This window comes from Citrobacter sp. R4 (assembly GCF_026719175.1).
GTDB lineage: Bacteria > Pseudomonadota > Gammaproteobacteria > Enterobacterales > Enterobacteriaceae > Citrobacter_A > Citrobacter_A sedlakii.
The window spans coordinates 186316-212391 of record NZ_JAPPSU010000003.1; the positions used below are offsets into that span (position 1 = coordinate 186316).

Annotated in this window: 26 protein-coding genes and 3 tRNA genes; 11 read left to right on the top strand and 18 right to left on the bottom strand. The window is 53.3% G+C overall.

Annotation, left to right across the window (positions count from 1 at the left end):
* Positions 1-225: 225 nt before the first annotated feature.
* Positions 226-1167, top strand: a complete 942-nt coding sequence (locus OOJ60_RS09590; protein WP_042290775.1) for a formate/nitrite transporter family protein — start codon at positions 226-228, stop codon at positions 1165-1167.
* A gap of 75 nt (positions 1168-1242) precedes the next feature.
* Positions 1243-1314: transfer RNA gene (locus tag OOJ60_RS09595), tRNA-Arg, on the top strand.
* A 188-nt stretch (positions 1315-1502) separates the two neighbouring features.
* On the opposite strand, the gene OOJ60_RS09600 is transcribed toward OOJ60_RS09595, so the two are convergent.
* From OOJ60_RS09600 to OOJ60_RS09615, 4 genes are all read right to left on the bottom strand, one after another.
* On the bottom strand, positions 1503-2225 hold the full coding sequence (locus tag OOJ60_RS09600; protein WP_200034686.1) for an amino acid ABC transporter ATP-binding protein: 723 nt from the start codon (positions 2223-2225) through the stop codon (positions 1503-1505).
* Entirely contained in the window at positions 2212-2976 is a 765-nt protein-coding gene (locus OOJ60_RS09605; RefSeq protein WP_042290784.1) for an amino acid ABC transporter permease, read from the bottom strand. Before OOJ60_RS09605 ends, OOJ60_RS09600 begins: the two co-directional genes overlap by 14 nt.
* A gap of 66 nt (positions 2977-3042) precedes the next feature.
* Complete coding sequence (locus OOJ60_RS09610; protein ID WP_042290786.1) at positions 3043-3810, bottom strand: basic amino acid ABC transporter substrate-binding protein; 768 nt, start codon at positions 3808-3810, stop codon at positions 3043-3045.
* A gap of 415 nt (positions 3811-4225) precedes the next feature.
* The gene (locus tag OOJ60_RS09615) at positions 4226-4468 is read right to left on the bottom strand and encodes a YfdY family protein (RefSeq protein WP_060570087.1); all 243 of its coding nucleotides are present in this window, start codon (positions 4466-4468) and stop codon (positions 4226-4228) included.
* 421 nt (positions 4469-4889) lie between these two features.
* Between OOJ60_RS09615 and lpxP the strand changes: the two genes are divergently transcribed.
* Together lpxP and ypdK are read left to right on the top strand one after the other, a co-directional pair.
* Complete coding sequence (gene lpxP, locus OOJ60_RS09620) at positions 4890-5810, top strand: kdo(2)-lipid IV(A) palmitoleoyltransferase (RefSeq protein ID WP_042290789.1); 921 nt, start codon at positions 4890-4892, stop codon at positions 5808-5810.
* A gap of 367 nt (positions 5811-6177) precedes the next feature.
* The gene (gene ypdK, locus OOJ60_RS09625) at positions 6178-6249 is read left to right on the top strand and encodes a membrane protein YpdK (protein WP_010723117.1); all 72 of its coding nucleotides are present in this window, start codon (positions 6178-6180) and stop codon (positions 6247-6249) included.
* Between the two features lie 156 nt (positions 6250-6405).
* Here the strand turns inward: ypdK and alaC are convergent, their stop codons facing one another.
* Complete coding sequence (alaC, locus tag OOJ60_RS09630; RefSeq protein WP_042290790.1) at positions 6406-7644, bottom strand: alanine transaminase; 1239 nt, start codon at positions 7642-7644, stop codon at positions 6406-6408.
* A gap of 386 nt (positions 7645-8030) precedes the next feature.
* On the opposite strand from alaC, the gene ypdA reads away from it, so the two are divergent.
* Together ypdA and OOJ60_RS09640 are read left to right on the top strand one after the other, a co-directional pair.
* Positions 8031-9725: a two-component system sensor histidine kinase YpdA gene (ypdA, locus tag OOJ60_RS09635; protein ID WP_120714890.1), complete on the top strand. Its 1695-nt coding sequence runs from the start codon at positions 8031-8033 to the stop codon at positions 9723-9725.
* A 14-nt stretch (positions 9726-9739) separates the two neighbouring features.
* On the top strand, positions 9740-10474 hold the full coding sequence (locus OOJ60_RS09640; RefSeq protein ID WP_042290791.1) for a LytR/AlgR family response regulator transcription factor: 735 nt from the start codon (positions 9740-9742) through the stop codon (positions 10472-10474).
* A 42-nt stretch (positions 10475-10516) separates the two neighbouring features.
* Here the strand turns inward: OOJ60_RS09640 and OOJ60_RS09645 are convergent, their stop codons facing one another.
* The 7 genes from OOJ60_RS09645 to glk form a co-directional block, all read right to left on the bottom strand.
* Positions 10517-10999, bottom strand: coding sequence for a cold-shock protein (locus OOJ60_RS09645; RefSeq protein WP_042290793.1), 483 nt, complete (start codon positions 10997-10999; stop codon positions 10517-10519).
* Positions 11000-11075: 76 nt separating this feature from the next.
* Positions 11076-11615 carry a DUF2058 domain-containing protein gene (locus OOJ60_RS09650; RefSeq protein WP_205612475.1) on the bottom strand — a complete coding sequence of 180 codons (540 nt, stop codon included), beginning with the start codon at positions 11613-11615 and terminating at the stop codon, positions 11076-11078.
* Between the two features lie 163 nt (positions 11616-11778).
* On the bottom strand, positions 11779-12204 hold the full coding sequence (arsC, locus tag OOJ60_RS09655; RefSeq protein ID WP_181822806.1) for a glutaredoxin-dependent arsenate reductase: 426 nt from the start codon (positions 12202-12204) through the stop codon (positions 11779-11781).
* 12 nt (positions 12205-12216) lie between these two features.
* On the bottom strand, positions 12217-13506 hold the full coding sequence (locus OOJ60_RS09660; protein WP_205612532.1) for an arsenic transporter: 1290 nt from the start codon (positions 13504-13506) through the stop codon (positions 12217-12219).
* A gap of 41 nt (positions 13507-13547) precedes the next feature.
* Positions 13548-13868 carry a metalloregulator ArsR/SmtB family transcription factor gene (locus OOJ60_RS09665; protein ID WP_205612476.1) on the bottom strand — a complete coding sequence of 107 codons (321 nt, stop codon included), beginning with the start codon at positions 13866-13868 and terminating at the stop codon, positions 13548-13550.
* A gap of 113 nt (positions 13869-13981) precedes the next feature.
* Positions 13982-14257: a hypothetical protein gene (locus OOJ60_RS09670; protein ID WP_205612477.1), complete on the bottom strand. Its 276-nt coding sequence runs from the start codon at positions 14255-14257 to the stop codon at positions 13982-13984.
* A 68-nt stretch (positions 14258-14325) separates the two neighbouring features.
* Complete coding sequence (gene glk, locus OOJ60_RS09675) at positions 14326-15291, bottom strand: glucokinase (protein WP_205612478.1); 966 nt, start codon at positions 15289-15291, stop codon at positions 14326-14328.
* 204 nt (positions 15292-15495) lie between these two features.
* Between glk and OOJ60_RS09680 the strand changes: the two genes are divergently transcribed.
* Positions 15496-16731 carry an ion channel protein gene (locus OOJ60_RS09680; RefSeq protein WP_200034707.1) on the top strand — a complete coding sequence of 412 codons (1236 nt, stop codon included), beginning with the start codon at positions 15496-15498 and terminating at the stop codon, positions 16729-16731.
* Here OOJ60_RS09680 and OOJ60_RS09685 read toward each other — a convergent pair whose 3' ends face one another.
* The gene (locus tag OOJ60_RS09685) at positions 16732-18387 is read right to left on the bottom strand and encodes an alpha-keto acid decarboxylase family protein (RefSeq protein WP_205612479.1); all 1656 of its coding nucleotides are present in this window, start codon (positions 18385-18387) and stop codon (positions 16732-16734) included. It abuts the gene before it with no gap.
* A gap of 182 nt (positions 18388-18569) precedes the next feature.
* Between OOJ60_RS09685 and mgrA the strand changes: the two genes are divergently transcribed.
* A complete protein-coding gene (gene mgrA, locus OOJ60_RS09690) occupies positions 18570-19568 on the top strand; it encodes an L-glyceraldehyde 3-phosphate reductase (protein ID WP_200034709.1) in 999 nt (332 codons plus the stop codon).
* Positions 19569-19695: 127 nt separating this feature from the next.
* A complete protein-coding gene (gene ypeC / locus OOJ60_RS09695; protein WP_042290806.1) occupies positions 19696-20028 on the top strand; it encodes a DUF2502 domain-containing protein YpeC in 333 nt (110 codons plus the stop codon).
* 46 nt (positions 20029-20074) lie between these two features.
* Here ypeC and OOJ60_RS09700 read toward each other — a convergent pair whose 3' ends face one another.
* Entirely contained in the window at positions 20075-21313 is a 1239-nt protein-coding gene (locus OOJ60_RS09700; protein ID WP_060570077.1) for an Nramp family divalent metal transporter, read from the bottom strand.
* A complete protein-coding gene (locus OOJ60_RS24840) occupies positions 21294-21458 on the bottom strand; it encodes a hypothetical protein (protein WP_442781074.1) in 165 nt (54 codons plus the stop codon). Before OOJ60_RS24840 ends, OOJ60_RS09700 begins: the two co-directional genes overlap by 20 nt.
* 198 nt (positions 21459-21656) lie before the next feature.
* On the opposite strand from OOJ60_RS24840, the gene nupC reads away from it, so the two are divergent.
* Positions 21657-22859 carry a nucleoside permease NupC gene (gene nupC, locus OOJ60_RS09705; RefSeq protein ID WP_042290810.1) on the top strand — a complete coding sequence of 401 codons (1203 nt, stop codon included), beginning with the start codon at positions 21657-21659 and terminating at the stop codon, positions 22857-22859.
* A gap of 45 nt (positions 22860-22904) precedes the next feature.
* On the opposite strand, the gene OOJ60_RS09710 is transcribed toward nupC, so the two are convergent.
* From OOJ60_RS09710 to OOJ60_RS09720, 3 genes are all read right to left on the bottom strand, one after another.
* The gene (locus OOJ60_RS09710; RefSeq protein ID WP_199956622.1) at positions 22905-25103 is read right to left on the bottom strand and encodes a bifunctional diguanylate cyclase/phosphodiesterase; all 2199 of its coding nucleotides are present in this window, start codon (positions 25101-25103) and stop codon (positions 22905-22907) included.
* Positions 25104-25300: 197 nt separating this feature from the next.
* Positions 25301-25376: transfer RNA gene (locus OOJ60_RS09715), tRNA-Ala, on the bottom strand.
* 39 nt (positions 25377-25415) lie between these two features.
* Positions 25416-25491 (bottom strand) — tRNA-Ala (locus tag OOJ60_RS09720).
* Between the two features lie 221 nt (positions 25492-25712).
* Here OOJ60_RS09720 and OOJ60_RS09725 point away from each other — a divergent pair.
* Positions 25713-26075, top strand: coding sequence for a YfeC-like transcriptional regulator (locus OOJ60_RS09725; RefSeq protein ID WP_060570075.1), 363 nt, complete (start codon positions 25713-25715; stop codon positions 26073-26075).
* The last annotated feature ends 1 nt before the right edge of the window (position 26076 follow it).

A 26076-nucleotide genomic window follows, 5' to 3' on the forward strand; every position in this document is an offset into this window, starting at 1 on the left:
GCCTGTTAAGGTGTGAGCGATTGTAACAGCACGTCAAACGATGTCTATATCACCGCGCCTGTTGAATTGATCATAGCCTGGCTATGCACTCGCGTAGCGCTTCTATTCTAGCCGGAAGCAGAAAAACAAACGTTACCATTTTTGCGATTTCAGAGTTTCTCCCCCAGGTATCCAGCGAAAAGCCGCTACGCTTTATCTGACAGGCGCGCATCCAGGAGGCGAATTATGGATAATCTCGAAGACGATAAGATCGACAAGCATAGCGATGAACTGGAAGTAGAAAGCGAGGAAAAACAGAGCGGGAAAAAGATAGAAGTGGATGAGGACCGACTCCCCTCACGGGCAATGGCCATTCACGAACATATCCGCCAGGATGGAGAGAAAGAGCTGGAGCGTGACGCGATGGCGCTGCTGTGGTCCGCTATCGCTGCCGGACTGTCGATGGGCGCCTCGCTGCTGGCAAAAGGCATCTTCCACGTGCAGCTTGAGGGCGTGCCGGGCAGTTTTTTACTTGAGAATCTCGGTTATACCTTTGGTTTTATCATTGTCATTATGGCTCGCCAGCAGCTGTTTACGGAAAACACCGTGACGGCGGTTCTGCCCGTCATGCAAAATCCCACTGCGGGCAACTTTGGCCTGCTGATGCGTCTGTGGGGCGTGGTGCTGCTGGGTAACGTGCTCGGTACCGGCATTGCCGCCTGGGCGTTTGAGTATATGCCCATTTTTGATGAAGAAACCCGTGACGCGTTTGTCAAAATCGGCATGGACGTGATGAAAAACACGCCGACCGAAATGTTTGCCAACGCGATCATTTCCGGTTGGTTAATCGCGACCATGGTGTGGATGTTTCCGGCAGCCGGCGCGGCGAAAATTGTGGTCATCATCCTGATGACGTGGCTGATTGCCCTGGGCGATACCACCCATATCGTCGTGGGATCGGTGGAGATCCTTTACCTCGTCTTTAACGGCACCCTGCACTGGAGCGACTTCTTATGGCCGTTTGCCCTGCCAACACTGGCGGGTAATATCTGCGGCGGTACCTTTATTTTCGCCCTGATGAGCCACGCGCAGATCCGTAACGACATGAGCAACAAGCGTAAAGAAGAAGCGCGACTTCACGCCGAGCGGTTCAAAAAACAGCAGAAAGAGCAGGAAAAACAATCCTGAATGGCGATGGTTTGAGCAGTCAGGCGGCACCGTACTTACTCCGGCGAACAAAAACCGCTATACTCGTGCCGCTTCGTCCCCTTAGTTAAATGGATATAACGAGCCCCTCCTAAGGGCTAGTTGCAGGTTCGATTCCTGCAGGGGACACTTTCTCATTCACTTCCCCCTTCCCTGTTTATGCCCTAATAGTTCTCTCAGCGGCTTGCCGATTCATGGTATGACGGAAATGCGTGCGGGCGTAGCATGGGCAGAAAATCACTGTCCCTGACTCAGCCCGCACGTTGAGTGGTGCGACGACGCAGAAGGCGTTGATGCCGTTCCGCAGGTTTCCGGCCTTACAGCACTTTACTCAGAAATTCGGCGGTGCGGGGATTAGCCGGCGAAGTAAAGAGCGTCTCCGGCGAGCCTTCTTCCTGAATAACGCCGTGGTCGATGAAAATCACCCGATCCGCGACCTCCCGGGCGAAGCCCATTTCATGGGTCACGATGACCATCGTCATCCCTTCATCGGCCAGTTTTTTCATGACCTCCAGCACATCACCGACCAGTTCCGGGTCCAGCGCCGAGGTTGGCTCATCAAAAAGCATAATTGACGGGTTCATCGCCAGCGCGCGGGCAATCGCGACGCGCTGCTGCTGTCCACCGGATAAACGGGACGGCCAGGCATCGCGTTTATCACTCAGTCCGACTTTTTCGAGCAACATTTCAGCCCGGCCGATCGCCTCTTTACGCGACAGCCCCTGAAGCATTTCTGGCGCCATGATCAGGTTTTCCAGCACCGTCATATGCGGAAACAGGTTAAAACGCTGGAACACCATTCCGACGCTTTCACGCATTTTGTTGAGATCGGTTTTACGATCGTGTACCGCAAAGCCGTTCACTACCACTTCGCCTTCCGTCACCGATTCCAGCGCGTTCATGCAGCGCAGAAATGTACTTTTGCCTGACCCTGAAGGCCCAATGATGCACACCACCTCTTGCGGCTGAATGTCACAATCAATGCCGCGCAGCACAGGGTTGTCGCCAAAGTGTTTATGTAAATTTTTAATGTGGATCACTTTTACCGAACCTCTTTTCCAGACGATTAACCAGTTGCGCGAGCAGGAAGGTGAGCACCCAATACACCAGCGAAATGGTCAGATAGGGTTCCCAGTAAGTGGCGTAGGCGCCCGAGACCGTACGCGCCGCATACGCCAGATCGGCAAGCCCGATGGCCGACGCCAGAGAGGAGTCTTTGACAATCGCGATAGCGTTATTGCCCAGTGGCGGAAGAATACGGCGAAAGGCCTGTGGAAGAATCACTTTGCGCATGGTTTTCCACCATGGCATTCCGAGCGCGCGTGAGGCTTCCATTTGTCCAGGGTCAATCGACTGGATCCCCGCACGAAAGATTTCAGAAACGTAAGCGCCTGCGTTCAGCGTAATGGCGACGATACAGGATAAAAACGCGCCATAGCCCGACCGCAGTTCGCGGGCAACGTCCGCGCTCATGATTCCGCTGGTCACCAGTATCCCGTCACGCGGGTTAATGAACAGGGGAACCAGCGCAAAATGGACCACCATGATCTGTACAAACAGGGGCGTGCCGCGAAACGCGCTGACGTAAAAGCGCACCGGAAACTGAACCAGATAGCGCAATGCATACTTCCAGAAGCCATGTTCGGCCTTCGCCATTCGGCCAAGGCCCAGCGTCAGACCCCAGAGCGTGCCGAGAAAGACGCAAATGATTGTGCATTTAATTGTCATCCACGCGCCTTCCATAAAGAGCGGCGCATACTCCTGGATGATTTCCCAACGAAATCCCGTCATGGTATTCCCCTGCAAAAAGGCTGACACTCACTGCGTGTCAGCCTAAAAAGAAAGAAAAAGAAAATGTTACTCAGCGGGAAGCGTCGGCACTTCGCTGTCGAACCAGGTTTTGTAGATTTTATCGTAGGTGCCGTCAGCGATAATCTTCTTCAGCCCGGCATTGATTTTTTGTTGCAGCTCGGTATTACCTTTGGCAACCGCAATGCCAAAATACTGACGTTCGAATTTTGCATCGGGTACCAGCTTGAACTGTTTTTCCGGGTGTTGCTTGATGTAATACTTCACCACGCCAACATCGCCCACCGCCGCGCTTACGCCATCTTCAAACAGCTCCTGTAGCATCAACGGGGTGTTATCAAAGCGTTTAATCGCCGTGCTGTTTTTACCCAGTACACCGGATACCACGATGTCGCCAGTGCTGGAGTTCACCACCCCGACCTTTTCCTCTTTTAGCGATGCCAGAGAGGTCACAGTGGAATCAGCAGGAACAACTATCGACTGCTCAGCCGGGAAGTAAGGATGGGAAAAATCGACCATCTGCTTGCGCTTATCGGTGATGGTAATGCCTGAAATGATAATGTCGCGATCCCCGGAATTTAGCGTGGCGAAAATGCCTTCCCACGGCGTGTTGACCAGTTTGACCTCAAAATTTTCCGCTTTGGCGATGGCTTTAATGATGTCGATATCAAAGCCTTCCAGTTGTTTCTGGCTGTTTTCAAACTCAAACGGGCGATACGTTCCGCCAGCACCCACGACGTATGTCTCTTGCGCCGCCATCGCTGCGCCCGTCAGGGCGATCATCAAACAGCCTGCTTTCATCCACTTACTGAACATCTGACGCTCCTTCATTGTTTTTATGCACATTTATTGCATAAAAATACACACACAACGGTTCTGATGCAAACACTATCTGGGCAGGCTGTTTTTCAATGGAGAATGAGGATAAAGGGAGACTAAAAAAGACGGAAAACGGCGCGCCGGTATGTGTGGATGACGATAATGAAGAATTTTCCGAGTACTGCTTAAGGTTAATTTAAGCCAACCTGCGACTGGCCTAAAGATTATTATTAGGATAATTGTCATTAAAAAAGCAGATTCTGAAAAAGATAGCCACGGCTATGTTCCATTTACGCGATCAATCTGAAAATGGCATTCGCACTCTCAGATTATTATGCGCATGAATGCGAATGCCGGTGAAATAAAAATAACAATGCCGCATACAAATGAAAGTACATTACCTTCAGATTAATTAACGTTTTCCGTAGCCCACCATAAAACGAATCATCAGGCCGCAGGCGGGAGAAAGGAAAAGAAACAATCCCGTGACCATTTCGTCACCAACGGTCAACCACATCGTCAGATAGTAAATGATAGCGGCGAGCACAACCATCCCGATGAAGGCGCAGACGGCGGAACCCCAGCCTAAAACCTGGCCGACATAGCCGCTAACGCCCAGTATACTTACCGCCAGAAACGCCCAGAAAAAGATCATCGCCGTGCCTCCTTTTGCGTGTAGCCGTAGCGTAAGCCATTACTCTCCTTACACTTTCCATCTTATGCCAAAGCGATCGCCTCGGCAAATATTGCAACTTTTATTTAACAACCGTACGTTATGCGAATATTCCGTATTGTTCTTTTTTAACATCCTTAAAAACAACCAATTATAAACAGCGTAATTATTTTATCCTCACCATAAAAATATTTACGCTTCTTGATTAATTATTTGTAGCTGACGTTGATCGGGTGATGGTACATTATGTGTCCAGCATTCATGCCCCTCGTGGTTTTATCCTGAAGCAGTTTTACACTCTTTACGGGAACCATTGTCGTACATGATGGACTAAGAATTGAGTGTACCGCGTTGGACTCCACATCTTCTGCGATACAACATTTATTATCGGCAGAAGGTCTCTATGTTCCCAACATGCAAATTTTCCCGCGCGTTTTTGCATCCGCGCTACTGGCTCACCTGGTTTGGTCTGGGTGTTCTCTGGTTACTGGTGCAATTGCCTTACCCTGTCCTGCGCGCGCTTGGTACCCGTACCGGTACGCTCGCCCGTCCGTTTCTGAAACGCCGCGAATCCATTGCGCGTAAAAATCTTGAGCTTTGCTTTCCGTCTTATACCGCCGAACAGCGGGAAACGATGATCGTTGAAAATTTCCGCTCGCTCGGTATGGCGCTGCTGGAAACCGGCATGGCCTGGTTCTGGCCCGACCGGCGCGTGCGTAAATGGTTTGACGTTGAAGGCCTGGATAACCTGAAACGCGCCCAGATGCAGAACCGCGGCGTTATGGTTGTGGGCGTGCACTTTATGTCGCTGGAGCTGGGAGGACGCGTCATGGGTCTTTGCCAGCCGATGATGGCGACCTACCGTCCGCATAACAATCCGCTGATGGAGTGGGTGCAAACCCGGGGCCGTATGCGTTCCAACAAAGCGATGATTGGCAGAAACAACCTTCGCGGTATTGTCGGCGCGCTGAAAAAAGGCGAAGCCGTGTGGTTTGCGCCGGATCAGGATTACGGCCCGAAAGGCAGTTCCTTCGCACCTTTCTTCGCCGTGAAGAATGTCGCTACCACGAATGGTACCTATGTGCTGTCACGACTGTCGGGGGCGGCAATGCTCACCGTCACGATGGTGAGAAAGGCCGACAACCACGGTTATCGTCTGTATATCACCCCACAAATGGAAGGCTATCCGACGGATGAAAGCCAGGCGGCAGCCTACATGAACAAAATCATCGAAAAAGAGATCATGCGCGCGCCGGAGCAGTATCTCTGGATCCACCGCCGCTTCAAAACCCGTCCGTTAGGTGAAGCATCCCTCTACGTTTAAAAAGGCCGCAAGGCCTTTTTTATTGCTGCAACCAGAATAACCTTGATTTTATTCCGGTTTTATTGCGTCTCTTCTGCCCTGATATTGGCGTCGCTGAAGTGCAATTTATTACCGGCGGAAATTAAACTGTCGCCGAATCACGACACCTGTAAGTTACTAAAAGTAAATAAGAAAATGCCACTTGTCTCACTCCATTTTTAGGCGTACATTAGCGCCGTCTGGAGCAAAGAAGCACAGAATTCTGAGGCGGTGCCAGAGGTCAGTTCGGGAACATTCCGAGTTTCCGTGTTGCGGGTACCGGCTCTCTATAATCAAATGAGATGAAAATTCATTCAGGCGTATCAGTCACGACGCGGAGAGATGAAACGTGAAATATTTCTTTATGGGCATTTCTTTTATGGTCATCGTTTGGGCCGGTACGTTTGCCCTGATGATCTAAAGACAGCAATGCAGCAAAAAAACAGGAGCCGCCAGGCTCCTGTTTGCTTTTGTCGGCGTTATGTCATTGCTCTAAGAGTTTACGGCTGAAGGCCTGATAAACGCAGCGCCATCAGGCAAGATGTCCACCCGCACGGTACACCGCTAAAACGGTGGTTTAGCTGGCGGATTCAGAAACGGACTTTGCCGCAGCAGGCAACAGCCCGTCCGCGCGGAACATTGCTTTGATACCTCTGATAGCCTGACGAATACGATCGCGGTTCTCAATGAGCGCAAAGCGCACGTGCGTATCGCCATAGTCACCGAAACCGATGCCCGGCGACACGCAGACCTTTGCGTCATTCAGCAGTTTTTTGGCGAACTCCAGCGACCCCATTGCCGCATACTGTTCCGGGATTTTTGCCCACACATACATAGACGCCCTGGGCATATCGACCATCCACCCGGCTTCATGCAGCCCTTTCACCAGAACGTCGCGGCGGCGCTTGTACTGCTCAGCAATGTCTCGCACGCACTGCTGGTCACCTTCCAGCGCCGCAATCGCCGCTACCTGCAGCGGCGTAAAAGTGCCGTAATCATGGTAACTTTTAATTCTCGCCAGCGCGCTGACCAGCGTTTTGTTGCCGACCATAAAACCAATGCGCCAGCCCGCCATGTTGTAGCTTTTCGACAAGGTGAAAAACTCCACCGCCACGTCGCGCGCACCGGGCACCTGCATGATCGACGGCGCTTTCCAGCCGTCATAAACGATGTCGGCATAGGCCAGATCGTGAACCACCAGCACGTCATAGCGCTTCGCCAGCGCCACGACCCTCTCAAAAAATTCCAGTTCCACGCACTGGGCGGTTGGGTTCGATGGAAAACCGAGAATCATCATCTTCGGCTTCGGATAACTTTCGCGGATCGCACGCTCAAGCTCGTTGAAGAAATCGACGCCTTCCACCAACGGCACCGATCGCACCTGGGCACCGGCTATCACCGCGCCGTAAATATGGATGGGATAACTGGGGTTGGGTACCAGCACGGTATCGCCATGATCGAGCGTAGCCAGCATCAGGTGCGCCAGCCCCTCTTTCGAACCGATGGTAACAATAGCCTCAGATTCCGGATCAATATCGACCGCATACCGTTCCTGATACCAGCGGGAGATCGCCCGGCGCAGGCGCGGTATACCGCGAGAGGTGGAATAACCGTGCGTATCCGGGCGCTGAGCTACGGTGCACAATTTTTCGACAATGTGAGGCGGCGTCGCGCCGTCCGGGTTTCCCATACTGAAATCGATAATGTCTTCGCCGCGCCGACGCGCAGCCATCTTCAGTTCAGCTGTGATGTTAAACACATAGGGAGGGAGACGATCGATACGCGTAAAGCGACGTTCAGGGCGAGAGTCAGCCATAATTTCCTCAGATTAACGTTAGCGCCCGGACCGTCCGAGCGACGCTGCCACGATGGTGGCACGCTTAGAAAATAGCCTGAATAATTTCTCTCTGTCGAGAGGGAAAGGAAAATATTTTTTCACCCACAAAAAGGGGAAGTACTATTTTAAACGGGGAAACTTCGTAGTTTTACTGGTTTCGAAGGTTACTTTTTAATAACATTTTGTCCTTAAACTAATAACCAATCTGCCCACTGTTTTTGCAAGGGCCCTGTCATTAAACCGCTTTATTAACTATCCCCTTTTGAAAACAGGGTTTTTCCTCATTAGAAAGGTTGATGAGTACGCTGGTGATCAGCGCCACGGTTACCTATCATAGTGTTTTCCCCTTTTGGCCAGAGTCCTCCGTGCACGAAATATTTACTATGCTGCTGGCGGTGTTTGATCGGGCAGCGCTGATGCTTTTCTGCTTGTTCTTTCTTATCCGCATCCGACTGTTTCGCGAACTGCTGCATAAGTCGGCCCATACGCCCAAAGAGCTACTCGCCGTCACCGCGATTTTTTCGCTGTTCGCCCTGTTCAGCACCTGGTCAGGCGTTCCGGTAGAAGGTTCGCTGGTGAACGTGCGGATCATCGCCGTGATGTCCGGCGGGATTCTGTTTGGTCCCTGGGTAGGCATCATCACCGGCGTGATTGCCGGCACCCACCGCTATCTGATCGATATCGGCGGCGTCACCGCCGTCCCCTGCTTTATCACCAGCATACTGGCAGGCTGCATCGCAGGCTGGATCAACCAGCGGGTCCCTAAAGCGCAGCACTGGCGCGTGGGGATATTAGGCGGCATGCTGTGCGAAACGCTGACCATGATTCTGGTGATCGTCTGGGCGCCGACGACCGCTCTGGGGCTGGATATCGTTTCCAAGATCGGCATTCCCATGATCCTCGGCAGCGTCTGCATTGGCTTTATTGTGCTGCTGGTGCGAAGCGTTGAAGGGGAAAAAGAGGCCAGCGCGGCGCGCCAGGCCAAACTGGCGCTGGACATCGCTAACAAAACCCTGCCCCTGTTTCGCCACGTGAACAGCGAATCGCTACGTCAGATCTGCGAAATCATTCGCCATGATATTCATGCCGACGCCGTGGCGATCACCAACACTCAGCATGTACTGGCCTATGTAGGCGTCGGTGAAACAAACTACCGCGATCGCGACGACATGATTAGCCCCACCACCCGGCAGGCGATCAATTACGGAAAAATCATTATTAAAAACAATGATGAAGCGCACCGTACGCCGGAAATTCATTCGATGCTGGTGATTCCGCTTTGGGAAAAAGGTGTGGTGACCGGTACGCTGAAGATTTACTACTGCCATGCGCACCAGATCACTTCATCCCTGCAGGAGATGGCGGTGGGACTGTCGCAGATCATTTCGACCCAACTGGAAGTGTCGCGCACTGAACAACTGCGGGAAATGGCAAATAAGGCAGAGCTTCGCGCGCTACAAAGTAAAATTAATCCTCATTTTCTGTTTAATGCGCTGAACGCGATATCGTCGTCGATCCGACTGAATCCGGACACCGCCCGTCAGTTGATTTTTAACCTGTCGCGATACCTGCGCTATAACATCGAATTAAAAGACGACGAACAGATCGACATTAAGAAAGAGCTGTATCAGATAAAAGATTATATCGCCATTGAGCAGGCCCGCTTTGGCGATAAGTTGACGGTGATATATGACATCGACGAAGAGGTTAACTGCGCGATTCCCAGCCTGCTGATTCAGCCGCTGGTGGAAAACGCTATTGTCCACGGTATTCAGCCCTGTAAAGGGAAAGGCGTGGTGACCATCAGCGTGGCGGAATGCGGCAATCGGGTGCGCATCGCGGTGCGCGATACCGGTCACGGCATCGACCCGAAAGTGATCGCGCGCGTCGAATCCAATGAAATGCCTGGCAATAAAATCGGCCTGCTTAACGTCCATCATCGCGTTAAGCTGTTATACGGGGAGGGTCTGCATATACGGCGTCTGGAACCGGGCACCGAGATTGCCTTTTATGTTCCCAATCAGCGGACTGCCGCCTCACCGGCCACGTTATTGCTTTAATCTGGAGGAATACAGTGAAGGTCATCATTGTTGAAGATGAATTCCTTGCCCAGCAGGAACTGAGCTGGCTGATTAAAGAGCATAGCCAGATGGATATTGTCGGCACGTTTGACGACGGGCTGGACGTGTTGAAGTTTTTACAGCATAACCGCGTTGACGCCATTTTTCTGGATATCAACATCCCGTCCCTCGACGGCGTGCTGCTGGCGCAGAATATCAGTCAGTTCGCGCATAAGCCCTTTATTGTGTTCATCACTGCGTGGAAAGAGCATGCGGTGGAAGCGTTTGAACTGGAAGCATTTGACTATATTCTCAAGCCGTATCAGGAGTCCCGCATTGTTGGAATGCTGCAAAAACTGGAAGCAGCCTGGCACCTGCAGCAGTCCGGCGCGGCAACGGCGGGCGCGGTTATACGGGAAAATGACACCATCAATCTGGTTAAAGACGAGCGGATCATCGTCACGCCGATCAACGATATTTATTACGCCGAAGCGCATGAAAAAATGACGTTTGTCTATACGCGGCGTGATTCATACGTTATGCCTGTCAACCTCACGGAGTTCTGCAATAAGCTGCCGCCTGCCCATTTCTTCCGCTGCCATCGTTCGTTCTGCGTTAACCTGAACAAAATTCGCGAGATCGAACCCTGGTTCAACAATACCTATATATTGCGGCTAAAAGATCTGGAATTTGAGGTGCCGGTGAGCCGGAGTAAGGTGAAAGAGTTCAGGCAACTTATGCATCTGTGAAGGGGTAACCGGGCGCATCGCGCCCGTTTGCACGCCGCAATGTTAGATTTTGAGCAACTTCACCGTGGCGTCCACGTCAATCTCATCTTCGGAAAAGATCAACGTCGTTCCCTGAAAGGTGGTGATCGCCAGCTTTTTCACGGTCCGCATCTCGCCCGGCTTCACGGCAGATTTTGGACGGATATTGCTCATCAGAACACCGACCGACAACACCGCATTTTCTTTATCGATGGGGGCATCGACAGGCACTTCTTCGCTGAAGACCACAAACGATTTGATCGAGGTAAGCTTAAGCCGCTCGCCCGCAATGTAAATATATTTGCTGTCCGGAATGACCTTCACCGCATACGCCGACAGCCCTTTGTTGTTGGTGGTGGGTTCGAAGGTGACCTGAGCATCTTTCTTAATCAGCTCCGGATTGGCGACCTTAATCACATGAAAGTAGCGATTATCGCCATTTTCATCTTTGATAAATCCGAAGCCTTTATCTTTAAACCACGTTGTGATTGTTCCGTTCATCGCCATTACCGCCTGTTGTTCATACCGGATTATTTTAACGCGCGCAGTGTAAAGCCTAAAGGCCGGGATGAATAGCCGTTCATCACCACATCAAATCATCAGGCACTTTGAAATCAGCATACGGATCGTCTTCTTCAGCTTCTTCCGCACTCAACGCGCTGTTCAGGACAATACAGCTCGCATCACGCTGGGCAATCTTATCGGCAACGCTCGCCGGAATAATCGCGTATTCATTTTCGCCGTTGCTGTCGTTGACCAAACGGGCAATGGCCAGACGACCATTGATCAGCTGCGTCTGAGTGAGCTTATCAACGTCGATTTTCTTGATCAGATTATTGTCGGTGAAGTTAAAACCAATATTACCTTTGGCCACGGTGATCCTGTTCATTTCGATGAGCTGCTTCACCTGCGCTTTCAGTTCCTTCGCCAGAACGGTCTGTTTCTGCTGCTCGCTGAGTTGCTTGTCACGCTCAAGCTGGGCTTTTTTATTTTCTTCCACCGCTTCTCTGGCTTCCCGCGCCTGAACACGTGATTTCTTCGCCGTTCTCTGGACTTTAGCCATCTTTTTACTGCTGACCAGTCCCGCTTTGAGCATTTGCTCCTGTAAGGTAAGTTTTGTCATCTTGCCGTCTGAATCTGTTAGGGAGTTTTTGTGATTATACCTGCAAGCTGACGTAGCGCAGACCGATTTTTCGGGATGACGATAATCAGCACGAGGAACGCCGCTGACATTGCCGCTTAAAACGGGTTGTTTGTTCCCCTGGATAACGTCACGCGGCGGCAGATTACTTCAGCCGTTTCCCTGTCTCGTCAATCACCTTTTCTCCATCTTCTTTGGTAAATGCGCCTTTCTGACCGTCAGGAAGAATATCCAGCACACGTTCCGAAGGCCGGCACAAGCGGGTGCCAAGGGGCGTGACCACGATCGGTCGATTAATCAGGATCGGATACTGAAGCATAAAATCGATCAACTGCTCGTCGGTAAAGCGGTCTTCTTCAAGACCCAACAGGGCATACGGTTCAACGTTCTGACGCAATAACTCACGCGCCGTTATCCCCATATCGGCAATGAGCTTACTCAGTTCATTGCGGGTGGGCGGGGTATCAAGATAATAAATAATTGTCGGTTCGTGACCGCTGTTACGGATCATCTCCAGCGTGTTCCGGGAAGTGCCGCAGGCCGGGTTGTGATAAAGGGTAATGTTGCTCATTTCAGTATTTCATTAAAAAGTGACAGAGAGCCGCCAGGCCAGCGCGGCGAGCGTCACAAACAGCACAGGCAGGGTCATGACGATCCCCGTGCGGAAGTAATAGCCCCAGGTGATGGTCATATTCTTTTGAGCCAGCACATGCAGCCACAGCAGAGTCGCCAGGCTGCCAATAGGCGTGATTTTCGGCCCTAAATCGCAGCCGATCGCATTGGCATAAATCATCGCTTCTTTGACGATGCCATTCGCGGCGCTCCCGTCAATCGACAGCGCGCCAATCAGCACGCTCGGCATATTATTCATGACCGACGAAAGAAACGCCGTCAGGAAGCCGGTCCCAAAGGTTGCGGCGAGGATCCCTTTGTCCGCCAGCAGATTCAACACGCCAGACAGATACAGCGTCAGTCCCGCATTGCGCAGTCCGTAAACCACCAAATACATGCCCAGCGAGAAAATCACGATCTGCCAGGGAGCGCCGCGCAGGACGTTGCCAGTATTAATCACACGGCCTCTTTTCGCCACCGCAAACAGCACTGCCGCGCCCACTGCCGCTATCGCACTGACGGGGATCCCCAACGGTTCCAGAACAAAGAAACCGACAAGCAGGGACAGAAGAACCATCCAGCCTGCTCTGAAGGTCGCCGGATCTTTAATCGCACTGGCGGGAGCGTTGAGTCGGGAGATCTCATACGTTGCCGGAATATCCCGGCGAAAGAAAAGGTGCAACATCACCAGCGTCGAGGCAATCGCGGCCAAATCCACGGGGATCATAACCGAGGCGTACTGCGTAAAGCCCAGACTGAAGAAATCTGCAGAAACGATATTCACCAGGTTAGAAACAATCAGCGGCAGACTGGCGGTATCCGCGATGAACCCCGCCGCCATGACAAAGGCCAGCGTGGCGCCTTTGCTGAAGCCCAGCGCAAGCAGCATCGCAATAACGATCGGCGTCAGGATCAGCGCGGCGCCGTCGTTGGCAAACAGCGCGGCAACGCTGGCGCCGAGCAAAACTATCCAGGTGAACAGCAAGCGCCCACGTCCCTTCCCCCATCGGGCGACGTGTAGCGCGGCCCATTCAAAGAAACCGGACTCATCGAGTAACAAACTGATAATGATCACGGCGATAAAAGCGGCGGTCGCGTTCCAGACGATATTCCAGACTACGGGGATATCATCAAAATGAATGACGCCCGTGCCCAGCGCCAGAACTGCCCCGATCGTCGCGCTCCAGCCGATACTGAGCCCCCTGGGTTGCCAGATAACCAGTACCAGCGTAAGTAAAAAAAGACTCCCTGCCAACAGCATTTCAGGCTCCAACATATGTTTATACGTATATGATATTTGATTTAACAGGAGGTGCGGGCAGACTTCGCCAACCCGTCACGCACGTCGTCGCGCAGACACTGCCAGGAGATCGCGATCGTCTCGGCCGCCCACGCCGGCATATGTGGTGACAGACGATAGTGGATCCATTTACCTTCACGACGGTCAAGGACAAGCCCGGCCTCGCGCAGAATCGCTATATGCCGCGAGATCTTAGGCTGTGAGGCGGCGGTAGCCGCGCAGATTTCGCAAACGCACATCTCCCCAGATTCCCGAAGTAGCATGACAATGGCGAGTCGGGTTTCGTCCGAGAGAATTTTGAAAAGTTGAACAGGTTGCCGCATTTCTCGCTCCATAAGCCTTTCCAGACACATATGGTAAATCATATTTGTGCGCATTGAAATGACGGGGCTGTCACAGCACTCAGTTAAGGCGCGTCAGGGGGGAGAAGATATGGTTACGACAAGGCCTTCGAAAACGGTGTCTCTAATGCGCAACATACCCTGTCGGACGTAAAACCGATTAGCGCGGTCATTGTCCTCAGGCCCTTCCAGCCATCAATAATTTTTTTGGCGGCCACGGGCAAGTTCGATGATTTTTCAAACCAACGCTGACCATAATGCGTATGGGTCTCGCGGCTATCCAGAGAGAGTTTGTTGAGAAGAATGTCCTGGCTATCTGTGGCAGGAAGCGTGTTTTCCCACGTCAGCTTCATATAGCCAATCGACAACATTCAGGTCATGTTGACAAAGAAAAGGGGTATCCGGCGCCGGACAGCGCAAGCGGCCGTCCGGCATCCAACTAAAGAATTTGCCCTAACGTCTGGCGCAGATGCGCGCCTGCGCCAAGCAGACCGGGATTATCATGAACAATCAAATAAACCGGAATATCCTGCACATAAGCCTTAAAACGTCCTTTATCTTCAAAAGCGCCGCGGAAGCCGGAGGCTTTGAAAAATTCAAGGAAACGCGGCACGATGCCGCCAGCGATGTACACGCCGCCAAAGGTACCAAGGTTCAACGCCAGGTTGCCGCCAAAGCGCCCCATGATCACGCAGAAAAGCGACAGCGCGCGACGGCTGTCGATACAGCTGTCCGCCAGCGCCCGCCCGGTGATGTCTTTTGGCTGTAGATTTTCCGGCAGACGGCCATCTGCTTTGACAATCGCCCGGTACAGATTCACCAGACCCGGTCCGGAAAGTACGCGTTCGGCGGAAACGTGACCGATTTCGGCGCGCAGCACTTCCAGGATGATCCCCTCTTCTTCACTGTTAGGGGCGAAATCCACATGCCCCCCTTCACCCGGCAGGCTGATCCAGCGCTTGTCGACGTGTACCAGATGCGACACGCCCAGCCCGGTTCCGGCGCCATACACCGCAATAGGCTTACCTTCAACCGGCTCCGCCCCGCCAAACTGGATCACATCCTCTTTCTTCAGCATCGGGATCGCCATCGACACCGCGGTGAAATCATTGATGATTTCGAGATGGCTGAAGCCGAGGTTCTTTTTCATTTCCGCAATAGAAAATGCCCAGGTATGGTTGGTCATAGCGACCCAGTCGCCGGTGATCGGACAGGCGATCGCGATACACCCATCTTCCACGCTCGCCTGATGTTCGTCGAGGTAAACCCGGACAACGGCTTCGAGGCTGGGATAATCGAGGCCGGAATACGTTTTGGCCTGCGAGATTTCACCGCTGTCGACGTTACACAGAGCAAGGCGCGCGTTGGTGCCGCCCACATCGCCCACTAAAGCATACTTTGTCATTCTTCTACTGCTCCGCTAAAGTCAAAATAAGTCTTTGCCACACTGTAAATTCACAGGGGCATAACAACAACGCCAGAAAGGCAAGTCCCCTGAAAATATCGATCCCGGTCACACAATAACTTTATCGTTTCAGCACCATTTGCCGCGTCGCTGAAAGGCAACTGCGGCAAACTGAGCGCGAGATTCGGCATTAAGGAAAAAACCATGCTCCATCCGCGAGCCAGAACCATGCTGTTATTGTCGCTTCCCGCGTTAATTCTTGGGATAGCGTCAAGTTTAGTCCTTATTGTAGTAATGAAATTTGCTTCAGTATTGCAGCTTGTCCTGTGGCAGCGCCTGCCGGGCAGTTTCGGACTTGTCCCGGATTCCCCAGCCTGGATAATGCTCATCCTGACGCTGACCGGCGTACTGGTGGGACTGGTGATCCGCTACAGCCCGGGTCACGCCGGACCCGATCCGGCGACCGAGCCGTTGATCAGCGCCCCGGTCGCGCCTGGCGCGCTGCCAGGCCTGATTGTGGCGCTGGTGCTGGGGCTGGCAGGCGGGGTTAGCCTCGGGCCGGAACATCCCATCATGGCCGTGAATATTGCGCTGGCGGTAGCGTTGGGCAGTCGTTTAATGCCGCGGGTAAACTCACTCGACTGGACGATACTGGCTTCCGCAGGCACGATTGGCGCGTTGTTTGGCACCCCTGTCGCTGCCGCGCTGATCTTTTCGCAAACGCTGAACAGTTCTGACGATGTTCCGCTCTGGGATCGTCTTTTCGCCCCGCTGATGGCCGCAGCGGCAGGGTCTTTGACCACCAGTCTGTTCTTCCATCCTCATTTTTCGCTGCCCATTGCCCATTACACGCAAATGCGGCTGGTGGATATTTTCAGCGGCGCGGTGGTCGCGGCGATCGCCATAGCCGCAGGGATGGTGGCGGTATGGTGCCTGCCGCGTCTGCATTTTTTGCTACATCGGCTAAAAAACCCGGTGCTTATTCTTGGCGTCGGCGGATTCATGCTCGGCGTACTGGGGGTGATTGGCGGTCCCCTGTCGCTGTTTAAAGGCCTGGATGAAATGCAACAGATGGCGTTCAGTCAGACCCTTAGCGCTACGGACTTTTTCCTGCTGGCGGTGATCAAACTCGCGGCGCTGGTAGTGGCGGCCGCCTGCGGGTTTCGCGGCGGGCGAATCTTCCCGGCTGTCTTTGTCGGCGTCGCATTAGGATTGATGCTGCACGCGCATGTCGACGCGGTACCGGCGGCGATTACCGTCTCCTGCGCGATTCTCGGCATGGTGCTGGTTGTTACCCGCGACGCCTGGCTCAGTTTATTTATGGCCGCCGTGGTGGTGCCCGACGCCAATCTGCTGCCGCTGTTGTGTATCGTTATGCTGCCGGCATGGCTGCTGCTGGCCGGCAAGCCGATGATGCTTGCTCACCGACGGGAAAAATAATCATCCGCTGTTGCGTGACTCCAGCGCCCGGGTCACCGCGCGCAGCAGCGCCGGTACGTCGGCTTTTGGCAGTATCACTTCAACCAACGACAGCCGCTGTGGCTGCGACAGGCGCGCCAGCACCTCTTTCAGTTGGATAGCCTGACTGACCTGCCAGCACGCCGCGCCTTCCTTCAGGCTGAAAGCGCGGGGTATCTGGGTCCAGTTCCACGGCGCAATGTCGTTATAACGCTGTGTTTCACCGTGGATCGCCCGTTCAACGGTATATCCGTCGTTGTTAAGCAGCAGAATGACAGGCGACAATGCTTCCCGCAACATCGATCCTATTTCCTGAATCGTCAGTTGTGCCGCGCCATCGCCGGTTATCAGTATCACCCGCCGCCCGGGCGCCGCCAACTGCGCGCCAAAGGTCGCCGGGAGCGCATAACCAATCGATCCCCACAGCGGTTGCACCAGCAGTGCCGCGCCGGTCGGCAGTGACAGACTGGCTGCGCCAAAGGCCGCCGTTCCTTGATCCGCCACAAGGATATCCCCTGGCTGGAGGGCCTGCTGCACGGTATGCCAGAAGTTTTCCTGGGTCAGCGATCCTTTTTCGACCCTCGCTGATTCGCCCGCGGGCTTCACGGGTAGCGGCGCAAACGACAGCTCCAGGCACAGCTCTCGCAGGGTGGTCACGGCCTGTTCCATCGATAAACCGCTGAACCAGGTCTGGCCGACCCGGGCGCCCTGCGGCTGAATGTCTATCGTGCGCTGCGCCGCAAACTGTTGGGTAAATCCGGCAGTAAGCGTGTCGACAAAACGCGTCCCCACGCAAATGGTGGTATCCGCGCCTTCGATGATCTCACGAACATATTCGCTGCTGGCTCCTGCGCTGTAGGTGCCAACAAAACCCGGCTGCTGTTCGTCAAACAGCCCTTTGCCCATGAGCAAGGTCGCGTGAGGCATGGGCGTCTCGGCCATCCAGCGTTGCAGGATTGGCTGTAAATCGAATCGCCAGGCAAGAAAGTCAGCCAGCAACGCCACACGACTGCTGTTCATCAGCATCTTGCGAGCCTGATAGCGGAACGCGGTGACCACGCTCTCCTGCGATTCTGGCAACGTCAAAGAGAGCGCTCTGGTCGGCGGGAACGCCGGGCGCTTCGCCACGTCTGCGGGTAACATCAGGTAGCCAGGACGACGAGAGGTCAGCATAATTTGCATTACGCGATCAATTTCATAGCAGGCGTTGTGTTCATCCAGCACCGCGCTGGCGGCAGAGATAGCCTGACTCATACGGTAAAAGTGCTGAAAATCCCCATCCCCCAGCGTGTGGTGCATCAGTTCTCCCCGGCGCTGCGCCCCGCTACAGGGAGCGCCGACGATGTGCAATACGGGCACGTATTCAGCATAGCTGCCTGCCAGACCGTTAATCGCGCTCAGTTCCCCAACGCCAAAGGTAGTGAGCAGCGCCCCAGCCCGCGCCACGCGGGCATAACCGTCGGCGGCGTAAGCGGCATTCAGTTCATTCGCACACCCCACCCAGCGGACAGCCGGGTGGTCAATGACATGATCAAGGAACTGCAAATTGTAATCGCCCGGTACGCCAAACAGATGTTCAATCCCACAGCCTGCCAGTCGATCAAGCAGGTAATCCGCAACGCTATAGGGATTTTGCATGACAGCTTTCCTTTTGAAGGTCATCACATGTTGAGTATTGAATAACCGTGTGGCCTGTCCAGAAAGTATCCGCGATGGGAGTGGAAAGCAGCCTTTACAGGCGGCGCGGCGCAGAATGTGTTTGAAAAAGAGGCAGTGTAAACGTATACACTGTAAAGCTGAACTCACCGCGAGGAAACACAATGGTTTACCAGCCTGATGAAAATCGTTATCAGAATATGACGTTCCACCGCTGCGGTCAGAGCGGCCTGAAGCTGCCTGCCATATCGCTCGGACTGTGGCATAACTTCGGTGATACCACCCAGGTGGAGAACAGTCGGGCGCTGCTACAACGGGCGTTTGACCTCGGCATCACGCATTTCGACCTTGCCAATAACTACGGTCCTCCGCCGGGGTCGGCTGAGCGTAACTTTGGCCGCATTCTGCAGGAAGATTTTCTTCCCTGGCGCGATGAGCTGATCGTCTCCACCAAAGCGGGCTACACCATGTGGGACGGCCCGTATGGCGACTGGGGTTCCCGCAAATACCTGATTGCCAGCCTCGATCAAAGCCTGAAACGCATGGGGCTGGAGTACGTGGACATTTTCTACCACCATCGTCCGGATCCCGACACGCCGCTGCTGGAAACCATGAAAGCGCTGGACCATGTGGTGCGTCAGGGCAAAGCGCTGTACGTAGGGCTATCGAACTACCCTGCCGACCGCGCCCGTGAAGCCATCGATATCCTCAATGATTTAGGCACACCGTGTCTGATTCATCAGCCTAAATACTCCCTCTTTGAGCGCTGGGTTGAAGACGGATTACTCGCGCTATTGCAGGAAAAAGGGGTGGGTAGTATCGCCTTTTCACCGCTCGCAGGTGGACAACTCACCGATCGTTACCTTAATGGTATTCCAGCCGACTCCCGCGCGGCGAGCGGAAGCCGTTTCCTCAGACCGGAACAATTGACAGAGGCAAAGCTGGAAAAAGTGCGTCAGTTAAACGCGCTGGCGGAAAAGCGTGGACAAAAGCTGTCGCAAATGGCGCTCGCGTGGGTGCTGCGTAACGATAACGTCACTTCGGTGCTGATTGGCGCCAGTAAGCCCGCGCAGATCGAAGATGCCGTTGGAATGCTGGCGAACCGGGCGTTCACCCCGCAGGAGTGCGCCGCGATCGACAGCATACTGAAGGGCGAAGATTAACGACGCCTTTAGCATTTCGTGCTCTCCTTCATCATTTAAGAGTTAAGGCGATAAAACGCAACTTTACTACCTCGTAAAATTGCGTTAACAGGCCGATTACGGCTTCGATCGTGAAGGAGAAAAAAGTATGTTCAGGTCACTGATTCTCGCGGCAGCCTTGCTGGCTTTTGCACCGCTGGCCGCAAACGCGGGAGAAATCACCCTGTTGCCATCGATAAAATTACACATTGGCGATCGCGACGACTATGGCAGATACTGGGACGGTGGCTACTGGCGCGACCGTGATTACTGGCATCGTCACTATGAATGGCGTGGCGACCGCTGGTGGCGACATGATAACGGCAAACACCGCGGCTGGGATAAACGCAAAGCTTACGAGCGCGGATACCGTGAAGGCTGGCGCGACCGTGACGACCATCGCGGACGTGGACGCGGCCACGGTCACAGACACCACGATTAAGCCGTTCAATACCTCACTAAGCCGGGTGGTTCACCCGGCTTATTCTTTACCGTCCCAGCGCCGTTCCCACCAGCAGCCAGATATTCAACACCACAACCAGCACGACAATCATCCAGCCTATTAATTTCACTCTGCGGGTATTCACCAGCTCACCCATCAGCGCGCCATCACTGGTAAAGATCAGCAACGGCACCAGCGCCAGCGCGATACCAAAGCTCAACAGCACCTGGCTCATCACCAGTATCCGCGTCGGATCCAACCCCAGTAAAATGACAATAAATGACGGCATCATGGTGATGACACGGCGAACCCATAAAGGAATATGGAAACGCACAAAACCCTGCATGACCACCTGTCCGGCCAGCGTTCCCACAACCGTTGATGACAGCCCTGCAGCGACCAGACTCAGTCCGAAAACTGTTGCCGCCGCATGACTGAGCAAAGGTTCAAGGGTCAGATAGGCCTGATCGAGGTCGGCTACCCCGGTATGACCACTGAAGTGAAACGCCGCAGCCGCGGTCGCCATCATCGCCAGGTTGACGAATCCGGCAATCGTCATCGCAATCGCGACATCCCATTTCGTTGCAGCATAGCGCTGCTGGCGCGTTCCACCGTGTAAATGCTGGGTAAGAGACGAGTGTAGATAAATGACGTGCGGCATTATCGTTGCGCCCAACACCCCGGCGGCCAGAAAAACCGCCTCGCCGTTCGGCAAGCTGGGAATGATCATCCCTTTACTTAATTGCGTAAGGCCTGGCCGGGAAAAAATCAGTTCGACAATATACGCCACTGCCACAAACAGCAGCAGGCCGCCGATCACTTTTTCCAGCGGCTTTTGCCCCCGACGCTGCAGCATCAGGATCAGAAACGTGGCAATACCGGTTAGCACCGCCCCTTGCAGAAGCGAGACGCCAAGGATCAGTTTGAAGCCAATCGCCGCGCCGATGAACTCCGCGAGATCGGTCGCCATCGCAATAATTTCCGCTTGCACCCAATAAAACCACACCACCGGACGGGGATAATGGTCGCGAATCTGTTCGGCCAGATTCTTGCCGGTCGCGATGCCCAGCTTCGCTGACAACACCTGAATCAGCATTGCCATCAGGTTTGCCCAAACCACTACCCACAGCAACGTATAGCCAAAGCTGGCGCCCGCCTGAATGTTAGTGGCAAAGTTGCCCGGATCGATATATCCGATAGCTGCGATGAACGCAGGTCCCATTAATGCGAGCCTTAACTTGCGCGCTGCCCTTCCACTGCTACGCTCAACGCGATCGTCTGTCATCTTGTGCCCCGGAAATATAGCCTTTGCTATGTATAATGCTACGCCTAATGAGAATGGTTATCAAATGCAACGGCGACAGGTGATAATGATTTCTCAGATAGGCTGGAACGATAAGGTCTGCGGATACGGAAAATGCCCGCGGCATGTTTAACAATCGTTATAAGATTAGCACAAGGACGTAACTATTCACTTCGGTACTAGCCATAACAGAAGTGTATGCGTGATCACTATTTTTGAATCTCGTCACAGGTCCTGATTATAGTGTGTGTTAGATCTCGTTTTCTTTGTATCTGTTACATAGAATGTGCACGGAAATTAAACCTGCCTCATATTTGGAGCAAATATGGACCGCGTCCTTCATTTTGTCCTGGCGCTAGCCGTTGTTGCGATCCTCGCATTGCTGGTAAGCAGTGACCGTAAAAAAATTCGCATTCGTTATGTTATTCAGTTGCTTGTTATCGAAGTTTTACTGGCGTGGTTCTTCCTGAACTCCAACGTCGGGCTGGGCTTCGTGAAAGGCTTTTCCGAAATGTTCGAAAAACTGCTCGGATTCGCCAATGAAGGTACCAACTTCGTCTTTGGCAGCATGAACGATCAGGGTCTGGCTTTCTTCTTCCTGAAGGTGCTCTGCCCAATCGTCTTTATCTCCGCTTTGATTGGTATTCTTCAGCACATCCGCGTTCTGCCGGTGATCATCCGCGCGATCGGCTTCCTGTTATCCAAAGTCAACGGCATGGGTAAACTGGAATCCTTCAACGCGGTAAGTTCGCTGATCCTCGGCCAGTCTGAGAACTTTATCGCCTATAAAGATATTCTCGGCAAAATGTCCCGCAACCGTATGTACACCATGGCGGCGACAGCGATGTCGACCGTTTCCATGTCTATCGTTGGCGCGTACATGACCATGCTGGAGCCGAAGTATGTGGTGGCTGCGCTGGTGCTCAACATGTTCAGTACCTTTATCGTTCTGTCGCTGATCAACCCGTACCGCGTTGATGCCAGCGAAGAGAATATCCAGATGTCTAACCTGCACGAAGGCCAGAGCTTCTTCGAAATGCTGGGTGAGTACATCCTGGCTGGCTTTAAAGTCGCGATTATCGTTGCGGCCATGCTGATCGGCTTTATCGCCCTGATCGCCGCGCTGAACGCCCTGTTCGCTACCGTGACCGGCTGGTTCGGCTACAGCATCTCCTTCCAGGGCATCCTGGGCTATATCTTCTACCCGGTTGCGTGGGTGATGGGGGTGCCGTCCAACGAAGCGCTGCAGGTGGGCAGTATTATGGCGACCAAACTGGTTTCCAACGAATTCGTCGCAATGATGGATCTGCAGAAAATCGCCTCTACGCTCTCTCCGCGCGCGGAAGGGATCCTGTCGGTGTTCCTGGTGTCCTTCGCTAACTTCTCATCCATCGGGATTATTGCCGGCGCCATCAAAGGTCTGAACGAGGAACAAGGTAACGTTGTTTCCCGCTTTGGTCTGAAACTGGTCTACGGTTCTACGCTGGTGAGCGTGCTCTCTGCGTCTATCGCCGCGCTGGTTCTGTAAGGCAACAGCGTAATGTAAAAGCCGGAGACGCTTTCTCCGGCTTTTTTACGTCTGCGACGCGTCAAGCGGCAGAGGCCGCCCAATCAAATAGCCCTGCAAATAGTTCACGCCCATACTTAACAGCAGATCCCGCTGCGCTGACGTTTCAACGTATTCGGCGACCACGCTCAAGGATTTTGCTTTCGCCAGATCGGTTATCGACTTCACAATCATGGCATCCAGCGAATCGTTCAGGATGTCCTTCACAAACACGCCATCAATTTTAATGATGTCAGCCTGCAGGCGCTTCAGGCGCTCATAGTTGGCGTATCCGGTACCGAAATCATCGATAGCGATTCTGAAGCCAAACTTATGCAATTGTTCAATATTTTGCATACTGACCTCCGAGTTAGAGAACGCTTGTTCTTCGGTAATCTCGATAATCACGGTTTGCGGCGCGATGCCGTAGCGATTAAACAGGCGAATAATCCGCGGGGCGGTCTCTTTTTGCAGCAGCGTTAGCGGCATTAAATTAACCGAGAAGCGTGGCCCTGGTTCACTGGAAGGATGCGCTGAAAGCCACGTCAGCAAGGCTTCAACCACCAGCAGATCAAAGCGTGCGCTGAGGTTAAACTGAGCGATCAGCGGAATAAACTGATCCGGCGTCATAACCCCGTCATCGCTTTTCAGCCGCGCCAGAATTTCATCATAGCCTTTGCCTTCACAGTCGCGGATCGGCTGCGCGTAAAGCAGCAGATCGCCGTCATCCAGCGCTTTACGAATTTTATTGAGCAACAGTACGCGTTCGGTCGTCTGTCCAGTAGCGACTTCAAGGCTGTTGGTGAGCGCCATCACCCGGTGATGCGCACAGGACTGCTCAGCCAGCCAGCTTAGTTGCCCAAGCAAAGGCTGTAAGGTCTCCGCCTTTCCGTCCCAGCCACCCCAGGAAGCGCCGTACCCCATATCCAGCCCGGTATTGTTCCAGATAATTTTGCGGCTGTTGAGCAGGTCGAGCATATGCTGCAAACGCGCATCCATTTCGGGGCCGTTCAGCACCAGTAATAACTCGCTGCCAGGCAACTGGAAGATCTTTTCGTTATCCAGCAGCAGAGGTTCGAGGGTGCGGTATACCGTCCGTTTACAGTGTACGCGCATCAGCATGCCATAGTGCCGGCTCAAAAATTCCAGGTTATCCAGCCGCAGGCAGCACACGCTCTGCCCCGCCTCGTTTTGCAGAAATTGCTCCAGCGCGCGCAAATTCGGCAGGCGGGTTAGCGGGTCGGTCAGCGCCTGCTGGTGCCAGCGGCGATTGAGCCAACTGCTGCGCTGATAAATGCGCGTCATATACAGCAAACAGATACTGAACGAGATCAGCGCGGAAAGAATAAACGCCAGCGAATACTCCGAGCCGACGCCCTGCAGGAAATTTCGGTTATAGGTCAGCAGACACAGCGTCGACACCGCCCAACTGAGGTTCAACAGCGGGTAGCTGAGTTTGCCGACGCCGATGGTAAAGACAATGAAAAAGACCGGCACCATATACCCCGCGATGTAATCATTGTCGAAGGGAGCGCACATGATCGCCAGCAGCGCAGCCAGGACTGCCAGCCAGCATAGCGTGAACGCGCGCTGTTTTTTCTCAAGGGCCGGGGCGATGTCTCTGCGCCAGAAGATTCGCGCATAGCGGGGGTTCACTATCATCCGCATCGGATAATAGAAAAGCATCGTAAAAATCAGCGCGGCAGAGATCAGGCTCAGGATGTCGACAATGGTAAATATCGCCACTGCGGTGCCAAAAAAGGTGGAAACAGCGACCGGAAAGTCGAGGTAATAACCCGCCAGATACATACTCAGCTTCATCCCTATCGGGGCGACAAAACCTAGCCATATTACCCGACGCCAGATATTCCGGTTTGGTAAACCATGTCGCCAGCGCGAGCCCAGCCGCCAACGCACCAGCGCGCACACGCCCAGAACAGACAGCATCTGGCAAAAGAGCAGCACCAGACTTTGGGTAAACGGCAGGTGCAAATTCCATTCGTTGGTGATTAACATGCCGAGCACAATCGGCGCCACGCCGCGTCTGCCAAAAATAAGCAGAATGGCCAGCATCACACACAGCGGTAACCAGGAGAGATAAATATAGCTGGCGTCAACGATAGCAAGAGGAGAAATAAGGCGTGAAAACTGAATGGCAGCAATGGAGAGCGTTATCGCAAGCGCGAATATTCTTATATTATTTATCAGGTTATGCTTAACTGGCATGGATTGACTGCTCTCACGAAACGCACGATTAATCACATAAATGATAAGTTTATTCACACCGCGAAGCAAACCTATGGCGACCAGAAAACGAGGCAACCTTGTGTCAAACAGGCTCTGTCTCATCAGAAACTGTATTACAAAACAGGAAGAATTGCTGAGATAAAAAAACCCCCGCTTCGCAGCGAGGGTTCAGAATGTGGTGGAGCTAAGCGGGATCGAACCGCTGACCTCTTGCATGCCATGCAAGCGCTCTCCCAGCTGAGCTATAGCCCCACGATCTCTTTACGTACCAAAATTGTTGGGTGCAATTTTTGGTGGAGCTAAGCGGGATCGAACCGCTGACCTCTTGCATGCCATGCAAGCGCTCTCCCAGCTGAGCTATAGCCCCGTCACGTAAAGCTTGTCGAGTTGACGGGCGGCATCATATGAATTCCCTTCGCACGTGTCAACGGCAAATTAAAGCCCCCGACGCTAATCGCTGAAAAAGCAAACAAATGAAGAACATTGCGTATCAACTCGCATTCAGTAGTTAAACGCGTCACGGTTTCTACTAAAATGGTGCTATAAAATGAACCACTAATTAACCACACGACTATTCAGGGAATTGTTATGTTCAAGGAGCGGATGACGCCGGAAGAACTCGCCAATCTGACCGGTTACAGCCGACAGACCATCAATAAATGGGTGCGTAAAGAGGGATGGGTGACATCGCCGAAACCGGGCGTTCAGGGCGGTAAAGCGCGTCTGGTGCACGTAAACGAACAGGTTCGTGAATATATCCGCAGCGCAGAGCGTTCGGCGGAGGGGTTATCGGACGCATTGTCGTCCCCTGGCGATGCGTCGCTTGAAGCTTTGCTGATCAAGCTGGCGAAAGAAATGACGCCTGCGGAACAGAAAAAAATCACTTCCTTGCTACTTCGGGAAGGGATTACTGGTTTGTTACAACGCTTAGGGATCCGCGACAGCAAATAAT